The sequence below is a fragment of the Sphingobium sp. OAS761 genome, assembly GCF_024168485.1.
Classification (GTDB): domain Bacteria; phylum Pseudomonadota; class Alphaproteobacteria; order Sphingomonadales; family Sphingomonadaceae; genus Sphingobium.
In genome coordinates this window covers 1-16435 of record NZ_JALJVY010000024.1, presented here as the reverse complement: position 1 = coordinate 16435, position 16435 = coordinate 1, and the positions used below count along the sequence as shown (strand labels likewise).

Annotated in this window: 14 protein-coding genes and 1 pseudogene; 11 read left to right on the top strand and 4 right to left on the bottom strand. The window is 60.2% G+C overall.

The genetic code is table 11. The annotated features are described in order from the left end of the window. Positions 1-168 (top strand): transposase domain-containing protein (locus tag J3E64_RS20335; protein ID WP_253345064.1); only part of this gene is annotated, 168 nt, incomplete at its 5' end. Positions 169-191: 23 nt separating this feature from the next. After that, positions 192-404 (top strand): annotated as a pseudogene (locus J3E64_RS20330) (transposase domain-containing protein); the annotation flags it as partial. A 161-nt stretch (positions 405-565) separates the two neighbouring features. Here the strand turns inward: J3E64_RS20330 and J3E64_RS20325 are convergent. Next, complete coding sequence (locus J3E64_RS20325; RefSeq protein WP_253345060.1) at positions 566-1435, bottom strand: IclR family transcriptional regulator; 870 nt, start codon at positions 1433-1435, stop codon at positions 566-568. Positions 1436-1737: 302 nt separating this feature from the next. Between J3E64_RS20325 and ribB the strand changes: the two genes are divergently transcribed. After that, the gene (ribB, locus tag J3E64_RS20320) at positions 1738-2844 is read left to right on the top strand and encodes a 3,4-dihydroxy-2-butanone-4-phosphate synthase (RefSeq protein WP_253345062.1); all 1107 of its coding nucleotides are present in this window, start codon (positions 1738-1740) and stop codon (positions 2842-2844) included. A gap of 267 nt (positions 2845-3111) precedes the next feature. Here ribB and J3E64_RS20315 read toward each other — a convergent pair whose 3' ends face one another. Beyond that, positions 3112-3921, bottom strand: a complete 810-nt coding sequence (locus J3E64_RS20315) for a crotonase/enoyl-CoA hydratase family protein (protein ID WP_253345058.1) — start codon at positions 3919-3921, stop codon at positions 3112-3114. A gap of 198 nt (positions 3922-4119) precedes the next feature. Between J3E64_RS20315 and J3E64_RS20310 the strand changes: the two genes are divergently transcribed. Continuing rightward, complete coding sequence (locus tag J3E64_RS20310) at positions 4120-4980, top strand: acyl-CoA thioesterase domain-containing protein (RefSeq protein ID WP_253345057.1); 861 nt, start codon at positions 4120-4122, stop codon at positions 4978-4980. A 68-nt stretch (positions 4981-5048) separates the two neighbouring features. After that, entirely contained in the window at positions 5049-5756 is a 708-nt protein-coding gene (locus J3E64_RS20305; RefSeq protein WP_253345056.1) for an SDR family oxidoreductase, read from the top strand. Positions 5757-5960: 204 nt separating this feature from the next. Here J3E64_RS20305 and J3E64_RS20300 read toward each other — a convergent pair whose 3' ends face one another. Continuing rightward, positions 5961-6731 carry an enoyl-CoA hydratase/isomerase family protein gene (locus tag J3E64_RS20300; RefSeq protein WP_253345055.1) on the bottom strand — a complete coding sequence of 257 codons (771 nt, stop codon included), beginning with the start codon at positions 6729-6731 and terminating at the stop codon, positions 5961-5963. A 228-nt stretch (positions 6732-6959) separates the two neighbouring features. Then, positions 6960-9233: a 3-hydroxyacyl-CoA dehydrogenase NAD-binding domain-containing protein gene (locus J3E64_RS20295; protein WP_253345054.1), complete on the bottom strand. Its 2274-nt coding sequence runs from the start codon at positions 9231-9233 to the stop codon at positions 6960-6962. Positions 9234-9419: 186 nt separating this feature from the next. Between J3E64_RS20295 and J3E64_RS20290 the strand changes: the two genes are divergently transcribed. The 6 genes from J3E64_RS20290 to J3E64_RS20265 all read left to right on the top strand — a co-directional run bounded on the left by J3E64_RS20290 (position 9420) and on the right by J3E64_RS20265 (position 16032). Then, entirely contained in the window at positions 9420-10439 is a 1020-nt protein-coding gene (locus J3E64_RS20290) for a phosphotransferase family protein (RefSeq protein ID WP_253345053.1), read from the top strand. Positions 10440-10531: 92 nt separating this feature from the next. After that, positions 10532-11326, top strand: a complete 795-nt coding sequence (locus J3E64_RS20285) for an SDR family NAD(P)-dependent oxidoreductase (RefSeq protein ID WP_253345052.1) — start codon at positions 10532-10534, stop codon at positions 11324-11326. A gap of 98 nt (positions 11327-11424) precedes the next feature. Beyond that, positions 11425-12621 carry a cytochrome P450 gene (locus J3E64_RS20280; RefSeq protein WP_253345051.1) on the top strand — a complete coding sequence of 399 codons (1197 nt, stop codon included), beginning with the start codon at positions 11425-11427 and terminating at the stop codon, positions 12619-12621. A 42-nt stretch (positions 12622-12663) separates the two neighbouring features. Continuing rightward, a complete protein-coding gene (locus tag J3E64_RS20275; protein ID WP_253345049.1) occupies positions 12664-14136 on the top strand; it encodes an aldehyde dehydrogenase in 1473 nt (490 codons plus the stop codon). 115 nt (positions 14137-14251) lie between these two features. Further along, positions 14252-14998 carry an SDR family NAD(P)-dependent oxidoreductase gene (locus tag J3E64_RS20270; protein WP_253345047.1) on the top strand — a complete coding sequence of 249 codons (747 nt, stop codon included), beginning with the start codon at positions 14252-14254 and terminating at the stop codon, positions 14996-14998. A gap of 65 nt (positions 14999-15063) precedes the next feature. Then, positions 15064-16032, top strand: a complete 969-nt coding sequence (locus J3E64_RS20265; RefSeq protein WP_253345045.1) for an NADPH:quinone oxidoreductase family protein — start codon at positions 15064-15066, stop codon at positions 16030-16032. Positions 16033-16435: the final 403 nt, after the last annotated feature.

Genomic DNA, 16435 nt, shown 5'->3' with positions numbered 1-16435 from the left:
GCCATCTACTCCGTCATCGAAACCGCGAAGCTCAATGGCATCGAACCGCAGGCCTACATCGCCGATGTCATCGAGAAGATCGCTGGCGACTGGCCCGCTACTCGCTGGGACGAACTCATGCCGTGGAACTGGCAGCCAACCCAGCAGGACGTCGCTCAAGCCGCATAGCGGTACTCAGGCCACGCTTACCTATCCGGCCCCTCGCGCTGAACCGCAAGAATGCCCTGTTCGCCGGTTCCGACGAAGGCGGCGACAACTGGGCGGTGATCGCCACGCTCATCGAAAACTGCAAGCTCTCCGGCATCAACCCGCACATCTGGATGACCGATACACTGGCTAGGCTGGCCAACGGTCATCCTGCAAACGGCGTCGGCGAACTCATGGCCTGGACCGCCGTGGCCTGAGAACACCGCTTACGATTTCCGGTCCGCGAACACATGTTCAACGCGCAACCAGTTATGCTGTAAATGTCGGCACCCACAGGCTCCGATGATTCGACGAAGCACCTGCCTTCACAGGATAATCTATGCAACGTAACGCACGGCGGACGTGCAAGGTATTACCCCTATAGTCGAAGCGTCGTCCGTTCAGGGTACTCTTCGCCGTCCATCGTTTCGTGCGACTGGCGCCATTCGATAAACCGAGCGGTCTCCTCGCGCAGCACATTCAGATACGTATCTAGGTTGGCCCGCAGATTTTCCGTAAGTCCCGGCAGGCCGAGGACGAGCTGCTCTTCACTGTCCAGTTGGGGTAACTGCATGGCAATCATGCCGGTGCCCTGCGTTATGGTATCGAAGGTTGCGGCCCATCCTTGGCGACGGACCTCAGTGATTTGGTCCATCAGGGACTGGATGCACCGGCGGGGTTGATCCGCCTCTGCTTCGGCGTTCGTGCGAATGGCGATCCGCTTGATGTCCGTGTCTGACAGATCCGCCAGAAGAATGAGCCCCGTCCCCGACCGAATGAGCGGTCTGCGAGAACCCTTCACAACGAACGGTCGGACAGTGCTGGTCGATTGAACGACGTGAATACATTCTGACCAAATCTGATTCCGGACGGCGACGACCACGGCTTGGTTCGTCCGCGCGTTAATGCGCTGCAGGAGGCGCATCAATAAGCCGTCTCTGATCATGGCGCCGTTTACCCAGTTGCTCAGAAGAGCAACCCTGGTCGTGGGTTTGAATGCCCGTGTCTTGGGATTGAACTGAAGGTATCCCATCACGACCATACTGCGAAGAAGAACGGACGTGCTCGATTGCGGTAGATCGAGCAGTTCGGAGACCTGATAGGCGGGAGCTTCCCTGCGCAAAACGTCGAATAGTTCCAGTATTCGTATCACCCGACCGGCGGACTTGACCACGCCTTCCGTTTCCGTGCTGGTCCAGCCAACGTTGCTATGCTCCCCAAGCGATCGCGATAGCTCCATCATGCGCATAAGCTCTCTCCTGATTTTTCAAACTAACATTTGAAAAGAGATTGTGTCAAGGAGGGTGACGCCTACATCGGGCAGGTGCCCGGCTGGATTTGCTGGTTCAACGCCAAGGCTTTAACGATCGCGTCGAACTGTGGCACGCGATATGAGGGGGAGCTCGTCGAGCATGATGTCCGATCACACCATTGCTCCCGTAAGCCGGAGCGCGATCGGGCTCGCGGACCAGGTTGAGGCGTTCCTCCCAAAATCGTCATCCCGTCTGGAACGGCTTTACGTTTCAGCCATCCATCGAGAGAGGTTATAATATGAGAACGCCAGAGCTGACTGCCAGGATTGCGACAACCGAGGAAATCATCGAGGAAATCCGCAACGGTCGCATGATCATACTTGTTGATGACGAAGATCGCGAGAATGAGGGGGATCTCGTCATTCCGGCGCAGATGGCGACGCCGGACGCGATAAACTTCATGGCGACGCATGGTCGCGGGCTCGTTTGCCTGTCCCTCACCCGGGCGCGGGCCGAACAGCTCGGACTCGACATGATGTCGCCGAAAAACGGCACGCGGCATGAGACCGCATTCACCGTGTCGATCGAGGCGCGCGAAGGCGTCACAACGGGGATTTCCGCAGCCGATCGTGCGCGCACCATCGCTGTCGCGATCGACGCCAGCCAGGGACGAGATCAAATCGTCACGCCCGGCCACGTCTTTCCTTTGGTAGCGCGGGATGGCGGAGTGCTCGTGCGGGCGGGCCACACCGAGGCGTCTGTCGACGTTGCACGTCTGGCTGGCCTGGTTCCGGCTGGAGTGATCTGCGAGATCGTGGCCGAAGATGGCACGATGGCGCGGCTCCCCGCCCTTGTCGAGTTTGCGGCGCGGCACAATCTCAAGATCGGCACCATTAAGGACTTGATCGCGTATCGCCTGCGGTTCGACCACATGGTGGAGGTGATTGCACGGTCAAAATTCAACTCCGACACCGGCGATGAATGGGAAATGTTCGTCTATCGCAACAAGATAGACGGGACACGTGCCTACGCCTTGCAAAAAGGCAAAGTCGATCCCGCGGCCCCGACACTCGTCCGCGTTCATGTCGCGTCGGCCTTTTACGACATGCTGAATGTGCCCGGCCCCCGCCGCGGGCTGATCCCACGTGCCATGCAGCGAATCGTCGAGCACGGCTCGGGCATCATTCTCGTTCTCCTGCCCTCGCCCGATATCGGGATCGGGGTCGGTCCTAACGGCAATCCCGCCGATGAGCGCAGTTTCGGTATCGGGGCCCAGATCCTCGCTGACCTGGGCGTGCGTGATATGATCCTGCTGCGCACCAGCGGGCGTAATGCCATCACCGGCGTCGGTGGTTACGGTCTGGACATCGTCGATGAGATGCTACTGGAGCCTGACGGAAAATGATCAAGCGGCCTATGGTCAACGACCGCACGTAGGCGCCATCGATGCCGCGCATCACAATCACGTGGGACGAGGACCTGCATTTCTGCCTCGTGGTGTAGTAACCGCCCTTCGCACATCGACCCGTGACATCCAGATCGGATTCGTCCAGCGCGATAGGACGTTCTTTCCCCCTATTCGAGTCGGATCTTTGCAAGCGTGCTGATCAGAATGCCATTCGGTCACGATCGCATCTTTAGTTGACCGCCAGGTTCGCGTGCGCGGGGCAGCCTACTTGCCCGCGAATGAAGGCTCGCGCTTTTCCATGAACGCGCCGAGCGCCTCGTGATGATCTCGCGTAGCGTGGGCGAGGGGCTGCATCGCCGCGGAAAAGTCAAGAACGCGCTCCAGTGTCATGTCCTGACCGCTCGTCATCAGCTTCTTCGTCATGCGGACCGCAAGAGGCGGATTGACAGCAATACGGTCCGCGATTGATGTGGCCTTGGTAAGCAGATCGGCATCGTCGACCACATAGGAAACCAGTCCCCAAGCCAACGCGGTGTCGGCGGTAATTGTGTCGCCGGTAAACGCCATCTCGCGTGCGCGGCTCTGTCCGATCGCGCGGGGGAGCAGCCAGGCGCCTCCGTCGCCCGGCACGAGGCCGATCTTCACGAAGCTTTCGGCAAATGTTGCGCTACTGGCGGCAACACGGATGTCGCACATGCAGGCCAAATCGCAACCCGCGCCGATGGCAGGCCCGTTCACCGCCGCAATGATTGGTACTTCGAGTCGTTCGAAGGCGAAGGGGATGCGCTGAATGCCCTCAACATACCAGAGGCGATTGTCGACAGGCGCCGCATGGGCATTGCCATCCGGAGCGGCCATGGACTTCAGGTTTCCGCCGGAGGAAAAGGCAGTCCCCGCGCCGGTCAGGATCGCTGCGCGCACGTTCTTATCCGCGTTCATGCGTTCGAACGCTTCGAGCAGGCCAGTGATGATCGCAGGGTCCGATACCGGATTGCGCAGCTCCGGCATATTCAGGGTGAGCGTAACGATATGGCCGGTCTGTTCATAAAGCACCGCAGCGCCGCCCATCGTCATATCTCCCAGTCTTCTACGTGTGGTTCAGGCTCGTAGTACGTAACCGGTATTGCAGAGCGTAACGCCTGTCCATTAGCCCCCCGTCGCTATCCGCCACGTGATTTGCGCCTCCGGACGACAGATGGACTTGGCAGAGGGTTGCTTGCTGTCGTTTATCGTCACACGGTCGGAAGTGAATGGCCTTTGTGGAGTATGTCGGTGCTGGACTTGCGTGCCTTGCTTGATCTCGAACCGAGCGGTGAAAACCGTTGGCGCTCGGTTGCGGGAGATATGAACGCCGGCGGCGAGGTTTTCGGGGGCCAGTATCTGGGCCTGTCGGTGCACGCTGCTATGCTGAGCGCGCCGGGCCGCCACCCGCATGCGCTGAGCGCATTCTTTTTGCGGAGCGCCCGCGCTTCCGATCCGGTCGAATACAGCGTGGAGCAGAAGCGGGATGGCCGTGCATTCGCCCATCGCCGTGTCACGGCATGGCAGGACGGCAACGAAGTCTATCGTGCGGAAATCAGCTTCCATGAACCGGAAGAAAACCAGCCGTTTCACGAGGCAAGCGCGCCCGAAGCACCGCCCATTGAAACCCTTAAATCGCATCATCAGTGCGTGCTCGACCGTGCCGACGAACTCGACCCGCTTGTCGTGCCTCGCGTGATCAATCGCGCGACGATCCAGAGCTATTTTCCGGACCCCGAAGAAGGTCTCGGAAAGGTGGGGACCCGTCCGTACACGCTCGTGTGGCTACGCCCAGTTCCGCCGCCCGCCGCTCACGGCGACAGGATCGGATATTATGCGACGCTTGCCTATCTTACCGATGCCTGCGTCAACTTTGCCGGTCGCATCATGCATGCGCCGCACCTACATGACGGAGAGCTTGCGGCCAGTTCGCTCAATCACGCGATCTGGTTCCATTCTGCGCCGCGCCCTATCGAGCAGGTGCTCTACGAAGTCGAGAGTCCTTATGCCGGCGGCGGCCTGGGTTTCAATCGGGGCACGATGTTCGATGTGGACGGCAAGGTGTTGGCGTCGATCACGCAGGAGGCGCTGATCCGCCGCCGGGCGGGATAATAGCTGGGCGCGGCCAAACAGCCGGCCCAATATGCGGTTCATGAACGATGTTGGTAAGGAGAGTTGGGATGTCGGAGCGACTAAGTGCGGCGATTATAGGGGCAACTGGATTGGTCGGACGTGGTATAGCTCGCGCGCTTCATCGTGCAGGTTGGGCGGTCACAGCTATCGGTCGCGACGAGCAAAAACTTGCTGCGCTGCGCGAGGAACTGGACGGTCAGGCGACCACGGTCCTGGGCTCCGTCGCGGATGACAGCGCCGCGAGCCGGACCGCCGCGCAGGTGGCCAAGACGTCGCCGTCGTTCGACGCGGTCATCACAACGGTCAATCGTTCGTTCGCCTCGCAACCCGCGTTCGAAATGACAAGCGAGACTCTGGCCGCCTGTTTCCAGGACAATGTCGTCACCCACCATAGCGCAGCAAGGGCTTTCATACCGCTGGTGGCTAAAAGTGGCCGATATATGAGCATTGGCGGGGGCATGGCCGATTTCATTGTCCCCGGCACTGTCGGAGCGTCCGTATGCCAGGGCGCGCAGCGCAATCTGTTCCGGCACCTCGCCCTTGAAGGGGAGGAGCGGGGTGTGTCGGTCGTGGAACTGATGCTCTACTCGTTTATCGTTGATCCTGCGGACGAGGAAGACGCCGATCCCCGGGGCATCCGGGCGGACGAAGTGGGTGCGCATGTCCTCGCCGTTTTGGAGCGGCCCGACGAATTCCAGGGTCCGATCCTGACCCTCAAGTCCCGTAAGCAGGTCGGCATGGCGGAGCGCGTCTGAAAGCACGGGAGGGAGACCACCTCGGGATGAAACGCAAACGTGTCGAACAGACCGGCAATACCCGTCCATGTCACCATTCACTCCATCCCTCCGCAAAGAGGCGTGAATCACAACATGCTGGTATTGCTCAACAACATTCGGATCGGGCTTTAGCCAATTGACCGACATTCTGGTGAGAGTCGCCGAAATTTCGGAGAAAGGCATCTATTGCCCCGTAAACTGCGCTTTTCGTTTTTCCTTGAAAGCACTTGTCCCTTCGCGAAAGTCGTCCGAGAGGGTCATGAGCGGTTGCATTACCATCTCGCCCGCCAGGGCTTCTTCGAACGATTGCGTCTCCGCAGCGGCGAACTGCCGCTTGATCATTTTCAATGAGAGTGTCGCGCTCTGTGCCAGTTCAACGGCGAGTTGCCGAGCCCGAGCGAGAACTTCATCAGCGGGGCAGACCTCGCTGACCAGACCGAGCTCATTCGCTTCCTCCCCCGACACAAAACGACCGGAATACACCAGTGATTTTGCCCGGATCGACCCCAGATTCCGTGCCAGCAGATGCACGGCACCGCCGTCCGGTGCCAGGCCGATATGCCGAAACGCAAACTGGAAGCGGGCGTCAGGAGCGGCAATGACGTAATCGCATCCCAGTACCATTGACCAACCCACCCCGATGCACACCCCGCGTACGGCGGCGATGATTGGAATATCGGTGCGGATGACGCTGCGCACCATGCGGTGGAGTATCTCGACGCGGGCCATCGTTTCAGCGATGCCACCGCCTCCCATTTCGCTGACATCAGCGCCAGCGCAGAAGTTCTGGCCGGCGCCCGTCAAAATGACAGCTCTGATCGAGGCGTCGTCCTGCACTCGCTCGAAAAGTTTCGGCAGTTCGACGCGCATAGCTCGGCTGAGCGCATTCTTCTTCTCTGGACGATCAAGCGTGATCGTTGCGACAGGGCCGTCGTGTTCAAAAGATACAGTCATATGGTCCTCGCAATGTTTCCGGCAGGCCCGGGATGCAGTTTGCCTGGCTGGAGAGAGAGCCTCCCCTGACCTGGGCCAAGGCCGGCCTGGCCTCGTTTCCGACGTTGCGGAACGTCGCTGACCCGTAAGGGATCGTGCCCGTAAAGCCCGGCGACGCGGGTCACATTGGCCGACGCACCGACCATTGCGACCGATGTCGGCCGCAACAGCGCGTCGAGCGCGTTCCTGTCAGGCACCCTTCCAGCCCTTTCCTTCGGTTGCCAGCCTCTCTAGCAGCTTGCCCGGGGCCCAACGCGGGCCGTTGCGCTTCGCCGCCTCCAGTGCCGCCTCGTGGATCCGGCTAAGGCCTACTTGCTCGCCCCAGTACATCGGCCCCCCCTTGTGCGCCGGGAATCCATAGCCATTGACCCACGCCACATCGATGTCGCTCGCGCGGATGGCGGTGCCGTCCTCGATTTCCTTGGCGCCTTCGTTCACCAGCGGTGCGAACAGGCGAAACTCGATTTCCTCGTCGGTGAAGCTGCGCCGCTCGACTCCCAGTTCACGCGCTACCTCCTCAATGATGCCGTTCGTCTCCGGGTCGGGGAGCTTGTTGCGTCCTTCGTAGCGGTAGAAGCCCTTTCCGGTCTTCATCCCATGGCGGCCCCGCTCGACCAGACGTTCGAGAATCGGGGAAAAGCGCTCTCCCGGAGGCAGCGTCGCCTTGCGCGCCTGACGCACCAGCACGCCGACATCGAGGCCGCTCATGTCACGCATGGAGATCGGCCCCATCGGCATGCCGAACGCCTCCGCCACCCGGTCGATCTGTTCAGGTGTTGCGCCCTGTTCCATCAAGAACTCTGCCTCACCTGTATAATATTGCAACATGCGATTGCCGATGAAGCCATCGCAGTTGCCGGCGAGAACGACGTTCTTGCCGAGCGTCTTGCCGAGCGCCATCACCGTGGCGATGACTTCCGGAGAGGTGAGCTTACCGCGGATATTCTCCTGGAGCTTCATCACGTTCGCCGGCGAGAAGAAGTGGACGCCCACGACATCCTGGGGGCGGGCGGTGACGGCGGCGATGGCATCAATGTCCAGCGACGATGTGTTCGTAGCGAGGATGGCTCCCGGCTTCATCACCGCGTCCAGCCGGGAGAAGATATCGCGCTTGATATCCATGCGTTCGAACGCGGCTTCAACGACGATGTCCGCGGCGGCGAAATCGGCATAGTCCGTCGTGCCTGAAATGAGCGCGAGGGCCGTCTCGGCCGCTTGCGGAGCCATCGACCCCCGGCTGACCGAAAGTTCGTAGTTCTTACGGATCGTGTCGATGCCCTTGGCCACCGCGTCTTCGCTGATGTCGGTCAGGTGGACCGATATGCCGGCATTAGCAAACACCATGGCGATACCACCGCCCATTGTGCCTGCGCCGATCACTGCGGCGGACCGGATCGACTTGGGCTTGGCCTCCAGGCCGGGAACACGCCGCGCTTCCCGTTCCGCGAAGAAATAATGCATCAGCGCGGCACGCTGCTCGCTTGCATATAGCTCCCGGAACTTCGCAATTTCAAACGCCAATCCCTCAGCGGCTGAAAGCGTGCAGGCCGCTTCGATGCAGTCGATGATAACGAGAGGAGCGATCTTGCCGCGCGCCTTTTTGGCGACGGTCTTGCGCGCGTCGGCGAACAGTTCGGGACTGATACCTTCAATCCGGTCGTTGCGCTCGATGACCGGGGTTAGTGTCGTGCCCTGCGACCCCATCTGCCGTGCATAAGCAATCGCGCCGGCTAGCAAGTCGTCCACCACCGCATCGACGATGCCCAATTCGCGTGCGCTGCCCGCAGGAACATGTTTGCCCGTCGTGATGAGCTCAATCGCCAATTGCGGCCCTACCAACCGGGGGAGGCGCTGAGTGCCGCCCGCGCCGGGCAGCAAACCAAGATTGACTTCCGGCAATCCCACCTTCGCGGACGGTACGGCGACTCGCGCATGGCACGTGAGCGCGAGTTCAAAGCCTCCACCAAGCGCGGTGCCATGGATGGCCGCAACAGTAGGTTTCGGATAGGTTTCGAGCACATTTTGGAGATCGGCGAGGCCGGGCAGGACCTTTGATTTCTCGGTCCCCATTTCGGTGATGTCGGCCCCGGCTATGAACGTCGATCCGCCGCCCATGATGACGACTGCGGCAACGGCCGGGTCGCGCTCCGCGCGCTCGAGCGCCTCTCCCAGACCGGTGCGAACCGCAGCGCTGAGTGCGTTTACCGGTGGATATTCAACCGTGAGCACCGCTACATCGTCCCTCACATCATACCGCACCGTATTCATTGTCTCGAACTCCGTTGTTTGACGACCGTCGACCTCGCGAGGCATCCTTGTCTTCTGCCCTGTGGAGCGCTTCTGCAGAAAATCTCCACTACAGATGTGATTGATCGCTTCGTACTTCGCGGTGGCCTTGGCGAACGCGAAGTGTCGCCAAAAACTCTTCGGGGAGCCCCCGTTACCGTTCCTCCAAAGACACACACCGCGCGTTTTCCCGGGGTTCGGCCTTTGCCAAGCGGTTGCATCAACGCGAATACGGATGGGAGATTGGATCGACGGGCGGATCGGATGCCTGCCGGGGCAAGGGTTGGCGCTGACCGATTGGGTCGGAATTCTATTTGATGTTTGGTAGAAATTTGAGCATATGTGTTCACATTGAGGGAGGATATGTTGTCAGACAAACCGAGCTTTGATCCGTCTGTGCTTGCGCGTTGGCTGGACGGCGTGCTGGGCGGCACGGCATCCGACATAGAAGTAGCGGCCGTCGCGGGAGGCGCCAGCAATCTCACGTATCGCGTCCGTCGTGGCGATCGGTTGTTCGCACTGCGGTGTGCCACCGCACACCGCAACGACCCTACCGCCAATACAATGCGCCGCGAGATGACCCTGCTCGAGGCGCTGGGAGCGAGTGCAATTCCCCATGCGCGTCTGATTGCAAAGGACGAGGACGGTGCTGTCCTGGGCGCTCCCTTCATCCTGTCGGAATGGATCGATGGATTTTCGCCGAAGGCGCCACTGGCACCCGGCTTTCGGGGCGCCGACAGTGCGCAGGCGCTGGCATGGAATATGACCGATGCATTGGCGACGATAGCAAGCGAGGATTATCAGAGGTTGGGGCTGGATGGCTTTGGCAAACCAGTCGGCTTTCTGGAACGGCAGGTCGATCGCTGGTTGATGCAACTGGAACGCGCGCAGAGCCGCAGCCTCGACGGCCTCGAGGAACTGTGCTGCGCATTGCGCGACGCACGTCCCCAGACGCAGCGCACGGCTCTGATCCACGGCGACTTTCAGTTCATCAACGTGATGTTCGCGCCGGATGCACCGCCAAGGCTCGCCGCTGTCATCGACTGGGAGACCGCGACAATCGGCGATCCGCTGCTTGATCTCGGCTGGATGCTTGCAGGCTGGCAGGAGAAAGGGGAGCCCCCGACTCACGCCAGCTACATGGACTGGACCGATATGCCCAGCCGAGCTGCAGTGTCAGAGCGCTACGCGAATGCCACCGGTCTCGATGTCTCCGGTATCAACTATTACATCGCACTTGCGCTGTTCAAACTCGCGACAATCATGGAGGGTTGGTACTTCCAATATGTAAATGGTCGCTCCACGCTTCCAGCCCACGGCATGATGGAAACAATGGTGCCTGACATGATCAGGCGCGCGCGGGGCTTTGCGGCGACTATTTAGGAAAGCGTCACAAGTTGAACGGTTATCTGCGCGTTGGCGCGGGCAGATGTAGGCAATATCAGCGATATACTTCAAATGATTGGAAGAGAGGAATGAAGATAGATCTGACTGGCCATCGCGCCATCGTAACGGCATCGACCAGTGGCATCGGCCTCGCGATCGCCAAGGGCATGTTGAATGCTGGTGCTCAGGTCGTCATCAACGGAAGGCGGGAAGAGGTCACCGACGCCGCCGTGGCGGAACTGAGGCGGCTCTTTCCCGGCTCTGACGTGCAGGGCGTGTCGGCGGATGTCGGCTCGAAGGCGGGTATTGACCGTTTCATCGGGCTTGCCGGTGATGCCGACATCCTCGTCAACAATCTGGGTATGTACGAACGGCTCGACTTTTTCGACATCACGGACGACCAGTGGTTCCGTATGTTCGAGGTAAACGTCATGAGTGCCGTCCGCCTCGCGCGGCACTATATGCCGGGTATGCTTGCGAAAAACTGGGGTCGCGTGATCTCTATCGCAAGCGAGTCGGGCGTAACAACTCCACGCGACCGCATGCACTACGGGATGAGCAAGAGTGCGTTGATCGCGGTTGCGCGCGGTCTGGCAGAGCAGGCGCGGGGGACAGCGGTCACGTCCAACTCAATCGTGGTTGGCATGACAATGACAGAAATCGTCGAGAAGGAACTCGACGCCAGCGCACGTAAGCAGGGCATAAGCTTGCTGGAGATGCAGCGGCAGGCGGCAGCACATCATCGGCCTACCCAGTTGCTGGAGCGCCCGGCAAGACCTGAGGAAGTGGCCAACATGGTCCTTTATGTGGCCTCGCCTCAAGCGTCAGCGACGACCGGTGCTGCTCTGCGTGTCGAAGGCGGTGGGATATCGTCCATGCTATGACCCATAAGGCTAGGATTCTGGATGGTCTGGCGTTCGTCATAGGCATTGTTCCAGCCAAAAGATTTGTAATTTCTCGTTAACTTCGCAGGAGAGCTGCAATGGCTACCATAACGCGCGAAAAGGTCACCAAAAACTTCCCGCTGTGGGGAGCGTTGCCCGCGAATATCGAGCCTTATAGTCTCATCGAGCAACTGCGCGACGGCGATGAAGTTTTCTATGCTCCTAACAGCCACGCCACCGGCGCAGGCACCTGGATTTTTACCAGATTTCGTCAGATCAAGAAACTTTATTCCCTCACGAGGCAACTGTCCGTCCAAAATCAGACGGGTGTGGGCGCACTGCTGGGCGAAGCCATGCGGATGGTTCCGTCGGAAGCTGATCCGCCGGAGCATTCGGGGTACCGGGGCGTGTTGAGCCCGTTTTTCCTGAATGGTCCGCTCGATATACTGCAGCCATCGATTCGGGCATTATCCGATGAGCTGGTGCAGACCTTGCTGCCACGCGGCGAATGCGAGTTCATGAGTGATTACGCGCGTCGTTTCCCGGTCGGCGTTTTTCTTCGCCTGATGGGGCTTCCGGTCGGAGACATCGATCTTTTGAATGGCCTTGCCACAACGATCACATACCATCCGGACCCGGCCGAAAAAGGGCGGGCACTTGGCGAGATCAAGCACTATCTGGAGGAGCAGATCAGGATCGCCGAGGTGACTCCACGAGAAGATATCATCTCGCACATCGCTACCGCGCAGATCGCTGGCAGGCCGATCAACGATGAGGAAAAGTTTGCACTGTCATTCAACGTGTTCGTGGGAGGAATGGACACCGTGTCGGCATCGCTCGGCTGGCACTTCCGCTATCTCGCCATGAACGAAGACTTGCAGGGCCGTATGCGCGCCGACCGGTCGTTGATCCCGGCAGTGATTGAAGAATTGCTCAGGGTTTATTCTATCGTCAGTAGCACGAGGACGGCGCTGGAAGATTTTGAGATCGACGGCGTACGTATCCAAAAGGGCGACATGATCACCCTGGGTACAGAACTTGCCAATCGTGACCCCGACGCTTTCGACAATCCCGCTGCGGTCGATATTCACCGGGACAACAAACGTCATCTGAGTTTCGGCTATGGCCTGCATCATTGCCTTGGTGCTCCACTGGCGCGCCGTGAACTTAGAATTGCGATGGAAAGCTGGTTTGACGCTGTGCCTGCGATTCGGTTGGCCGGAGATGTTAACGATGGAATGCCGACCTGGGCCGGCAACATATTTTCTCTCGAGAAGCTGCGCCTGACTTGGTGAAATATTTACGGGAGTCGCGCTATCATTTTGGAGTTTACACTAATGTCTATACTGAACCGTCATCGAGATGCTGCCGTCGAAATTCCCGAGCTTGCCCACATTATTGCCGGGGCTGCCCACGCTGGCGGTTCGGCTGGGTCTTTCGAGCACATCAATCCAACGACCGCACAAGTTCAGATGCGCGTCCCACTGGCCGGAGCGCGGGAAGTTGATGCCGCGGTAGCGGCCGCGAATGCCGCCTTTCCGGCGTGGCGCGGAACCTCTCCCGAGGTGCGCAGACAAATACTGCAACGACTGGCGGAGTTAATCGGTGAAAACGCAGAGCGTTTTGCTCGTCTCTCGGCCCTGGAATTCGGTGGCGTCATTACGTTCACGCGCTTTCTTGCGGTGATGGCGCAGAAGTTCACAAATTACTATGCCGGATGGGCGGACAGGCTGGAAGGCCAGGTAGTTACGCACGACGAGGAGTCTGGCTTCGTCTACACGATTCCCGAACCGCTGGGAGCTATCGCGGTAATCGTGACGTGGAACGGGCCGATCATTTCACTGGGCATGAAGGTGATCCCCGCACTTGCGGCCGGCAATACCGTTGTTCTAAAGCCCGCTGAGATCGCACCCTTTTCCTCGCAGTTGTTTATGGAATTGGCGCAGCAAGCCGGCGTTCCTGACGGCGTGATAAATCTCGTGCACGGCGGAGGGGAGGCGGGAACCGCTCTCACCGGGCACCCCGGGATCGCGAAGATCACCTTCACCGGTGGCCATGCCACCGCGCACCGGATCCTCGAGGCTGCGGCGCGCAACCTGACGCCGGCCGTGCTGGAATTGGGCGGCAAGTCAGCCAATCTCGTATTTGGCGATGCCGATCTTGAAGCGGCCTGCGCCTTCACCACCTTAACCGGCCTCGCCAACGCCGGGCAGGGCTGTGCGTTACCCACCCGTGTTCTGGTGGAGGACGGCGTGTACTCCGACTTCGTCGCGCGGCTGGAAGCATCCGTCTCGTCCTTGAGCGTCGGGGATCCACTGGCTGACGAGTCGATTGTGGGGCCGGTCATCAGCCGCGCCGCGAGCGAGCGCATTCTGGGAATTGTCGATGAGGCCACCAGCACGGGTGCAGGCCGCGTTGTCACGGGTGGCAAGCGCCTGGACGGCGAGCTGGCAGGCGGCTGGTTCCTGGCTCCCACGGTCCTGGCCGACGTCGATCCCAACAGTTCTGTCGCCCAGAAGGAAATATTTGGTCCGGTCATCTCCGTCATGCGTTTCAAGTCGGAAGAAGAGGCTGTCGCGCTGGCGAACGGGACCGGCTATGGTCTTTCGTCTTACATCCAAAGCGGTGATGCCGGCCGCGTCAGGCGCCTTATCGGTCAACTGCGGTCGGGGACCGTGGGTGTCAACGGCGGCGCGCCGCTGACGTATAACGCGCCCTTCGGCGGTCTCGGCCTGAGCGGTTATGGCAAGGAAGGCGGCAAGGCGGGCATCGATGAATTCCTTCATCTGAAGACCGTCTTGGTTCGCTGAACGCTGCACGGAGATCGCAGGTCACGTCGGCTAGTCCATCTGATCGAAACGACCAACCTCGGGTGGCGACGCCGATCCACAAACCTATTGTCAAATCGAATAGGATAGTCACTCGTTGAGCACCGACCCACTTTTCGACTTCGAAGGGCGAATTGTCATTGTCACTGGCGGCTCGCGCGGACTCGGGCGTCAGATGGCGCTGGCGTTTGCCGAGCGCGGTGCTGACGTCGTTATCGCCAGCCGCAAGCTTGACGCCTGTGAACTGGTGGCAAACGAGTGCCGGACGTTCGGCAACCGCGCGATGGCCTTTGCGATGCACGCTGGACGCTGGACGGAGTGCGATGCCCTGCTCGAGGCAGTACATTCGACGTTTGGGCGAGTGGATATCTTGATCAACAATGCAGGCATGAGTCCGGCCTGCCCCAGCCATGAAGTGAGCGAGACGCTGTTCGACGCGGTGACGAACCTCAACTTCAAAGGCCCTTTCCGGTTAGCTAGCAAGTCCGCGCAGCTTATGAACGAGGGAGATGGCGGCTGTATAATCAACATCAGTTCTTCGGGTTCCCTCATGCCGACGCCGGGGATCGTGCCTTATGGTGCGGCGAAGGCGGCACTCAACGCGATGTCGGTGTCTCTGGCGGCAGAATATGCGCCCAAGGTCCGCGTGAACACGATCAGCCCTGGCCCATTCCTCACCGACATCGCTAAGGCCTGGACCTCGGAGATGCGAGAGTCCGCGCCCAGCTCTCTCGGCCGACCGGGACGGCCCGAAGAGATCGTCACGGCTGCCCTGATGCTTGCGAGTCCGGCGTCAAGTTTCACCACCGGCACGCTCATTCGCGTTGATGGAGGCCTTCGCTGACTACGTTTCCGGGCCACGAACATCCTGCCAACCAAGTAACGAGGCTACCCATGTACCGTGCCGTTATGGCCGACGAACTCGGCCCCGCTGATCGTTATAGCTTGCGTGTCATACCGCGGCGGCCGCTTGTCGCCGGGGAGGTCCGCGTTGCGATACACGCCACTGGCGTCAGCTACGCCGATGTCCTCACGGCCGCGGGTGAGTATCAAGTCAAGCCGCCGGTGCCCTTCATCCCTGGTAGCGAAGCTGCTGGCATCGTGATCGAGACGGCGCCGGGGGTGACGGATGTCGCGGCCGGCAACCGGGTGGTTTGCGGCGGCTGGCATGGCCAGTTTGCCGAGGAATGTGTCTTGCCGCGGGGCGACGTCATCGTGATCCCCTCAGGTCTCAATCTCATCGAAGCCGCCGTTTTTCCGGGCAGCTTTTCCACTGCCTGGCACGCCCTGGTCGATCGCGCAGGGGTGCAGCCAGGGGAGACCGTGCTCGTGCTGGGTGCGGCTGGTGCGACAGGCTATGCCGCTGTTCAGGTTGCGAAATGCCGGGGAGCCTATGTGATCGCGTCGGCGTCAACTCTCGAAAAGCGCGCGCTCGCCGAGCAGGGCGGGGCGGACGTGACCGTTGATGCCCGCGCCGCCGATTGGCGGAATGAGGTGAAAGCCGCGAACGGCGGCAAGCCGGTCGATGTCGTGTTCGATCCCGTCGGGGGCGCGGCAACCGAGGCCGCTTTTCGCAGTCTGGCCTGGAAGGGCAGGCACCTCGTGATCGGTTTTCCCGGTGGCATCGCCAGTCTGCGGACCAACTTGCCGTTAATGAAAGGCGCGAGCCTGATCGGCGTCAATATTCGTGAACTCTACCAGTTCGAGCCGGAGATGGCGAACGCGAACATGGGGCGCATACTGGAACTGGCAAGCGAGGGCTTGCTGCGTCCTGCTATCAGCCGAACCTATCCCCTCGATGATTTCTCCCTCGCGATGGCTGCGGTCGCGAAAGGCGAGAGCGCCGGGAGAATCCTGCTGGACATGGGGCAATCGTGACCGGACGAGGGTGTGTGACCTGTTGCTTCGTCGGTTTCGAGACCCATCCTCTTTTCGGCGTCCGACGATTTCTGGCGCGTCTGACCAAGGGAAGCGCTTGGAGGTCAATCATGAGCTGCCTGATTTCATTGACGCCTCTCGCTGTCCGTGTGCTGGCAGGTGCCTTCCTCCCGATGCTTGGTAGGAAGAGGGCGCGAGGGCATCAATTTCGCCATTTTGCCCGGAGCTGGGCACAATTTGTGCGGTGTCAGGGAAATTGTGTAGTTCATGCCGATGGACAGGTATGTTTTTGAGGCCAGAGATTATCGCACCTAGGCTCAGGACTCATTGATCGAGCCAGAAGATGACGGTTGCGGCGATGCAGATAGCGGACATGAAGGTGTGCGCGCAGCGATCGTAGCGG

Excerpts from the sequence above, each read along its gene's own strand:
- J3E64_RS20265 (WP_253345045.1), top strand. The coding sequence starts at position 15,064 with ATGGCCGACGAACTCGGCCCCGCTGATCGTTATAGCTTGCGTGTCATA.
- ribB (WP_253345062.1), top strand. The coding sequence starts at position 1,738 with ATGAGAACGCCAGAGCTGACTGCCAGGATTGCGACAACCGAGGAAATC.
- J3E64_RS20290 (WP_253345053.1), top strand. The coding sequence starts at position 9,420 with ATGTTGTCAGACAAACCGAGCTTTGATCCGTCTGTGCTTGCGCGTTGG.
- J3E64_RS20285 (WP_253345052.1), top strand. The coding sequence starts at position 10,532 with ATGAAGATAGATCTGACTGGCCATCGCGCCATCGTAACGGCATCGACC.
- J3E64_RS20305 (WP_253345056.1), top strand. The coding sequence starts at position 5,049 with ATGTCGGAGCGACTAAGTGCGGCGATTATAGGGGCAACTGGATTGGTC.
- J3E64_RS20275 (WP_253345049.1), top strand. The coding sequence starts at position 12,664 with ATGTCTATACTGAACCGTCATCGAGATGCTGCCGTCGAAATTCCCGAG.
- J3E64_RS20315 (WP_253345058.1), bottom strand. The coding sequence starts at position 3,921 with ATGACGATGGGCGGCGCTGCGGTGCTTTATGAACAGACCGGCCATATC.
- J3E64_RS20325 (WP_253345060.1), bottom strand. The coding sequence starts at position 1,435 with ATGCGCATGATGGAGCTATCGCGATCGCTTGGGGAGCATAGCAACGTT.
- J3E64_RS20300 (WP_253345055.1), bottom strand. The coding sequence starts at position 6,731 with ATGACTGTATCTTTTGAACACGACGGCCCTGTCGCAACGATCACGCTT.
- J3E64_RS20280 (WP_253345051.1), top strand. The coding sequence starts at position 11,425 with ATGGCTACCATAACGCGCGAAAAGGTCACCAAAAACTTCCCGCTGTGG.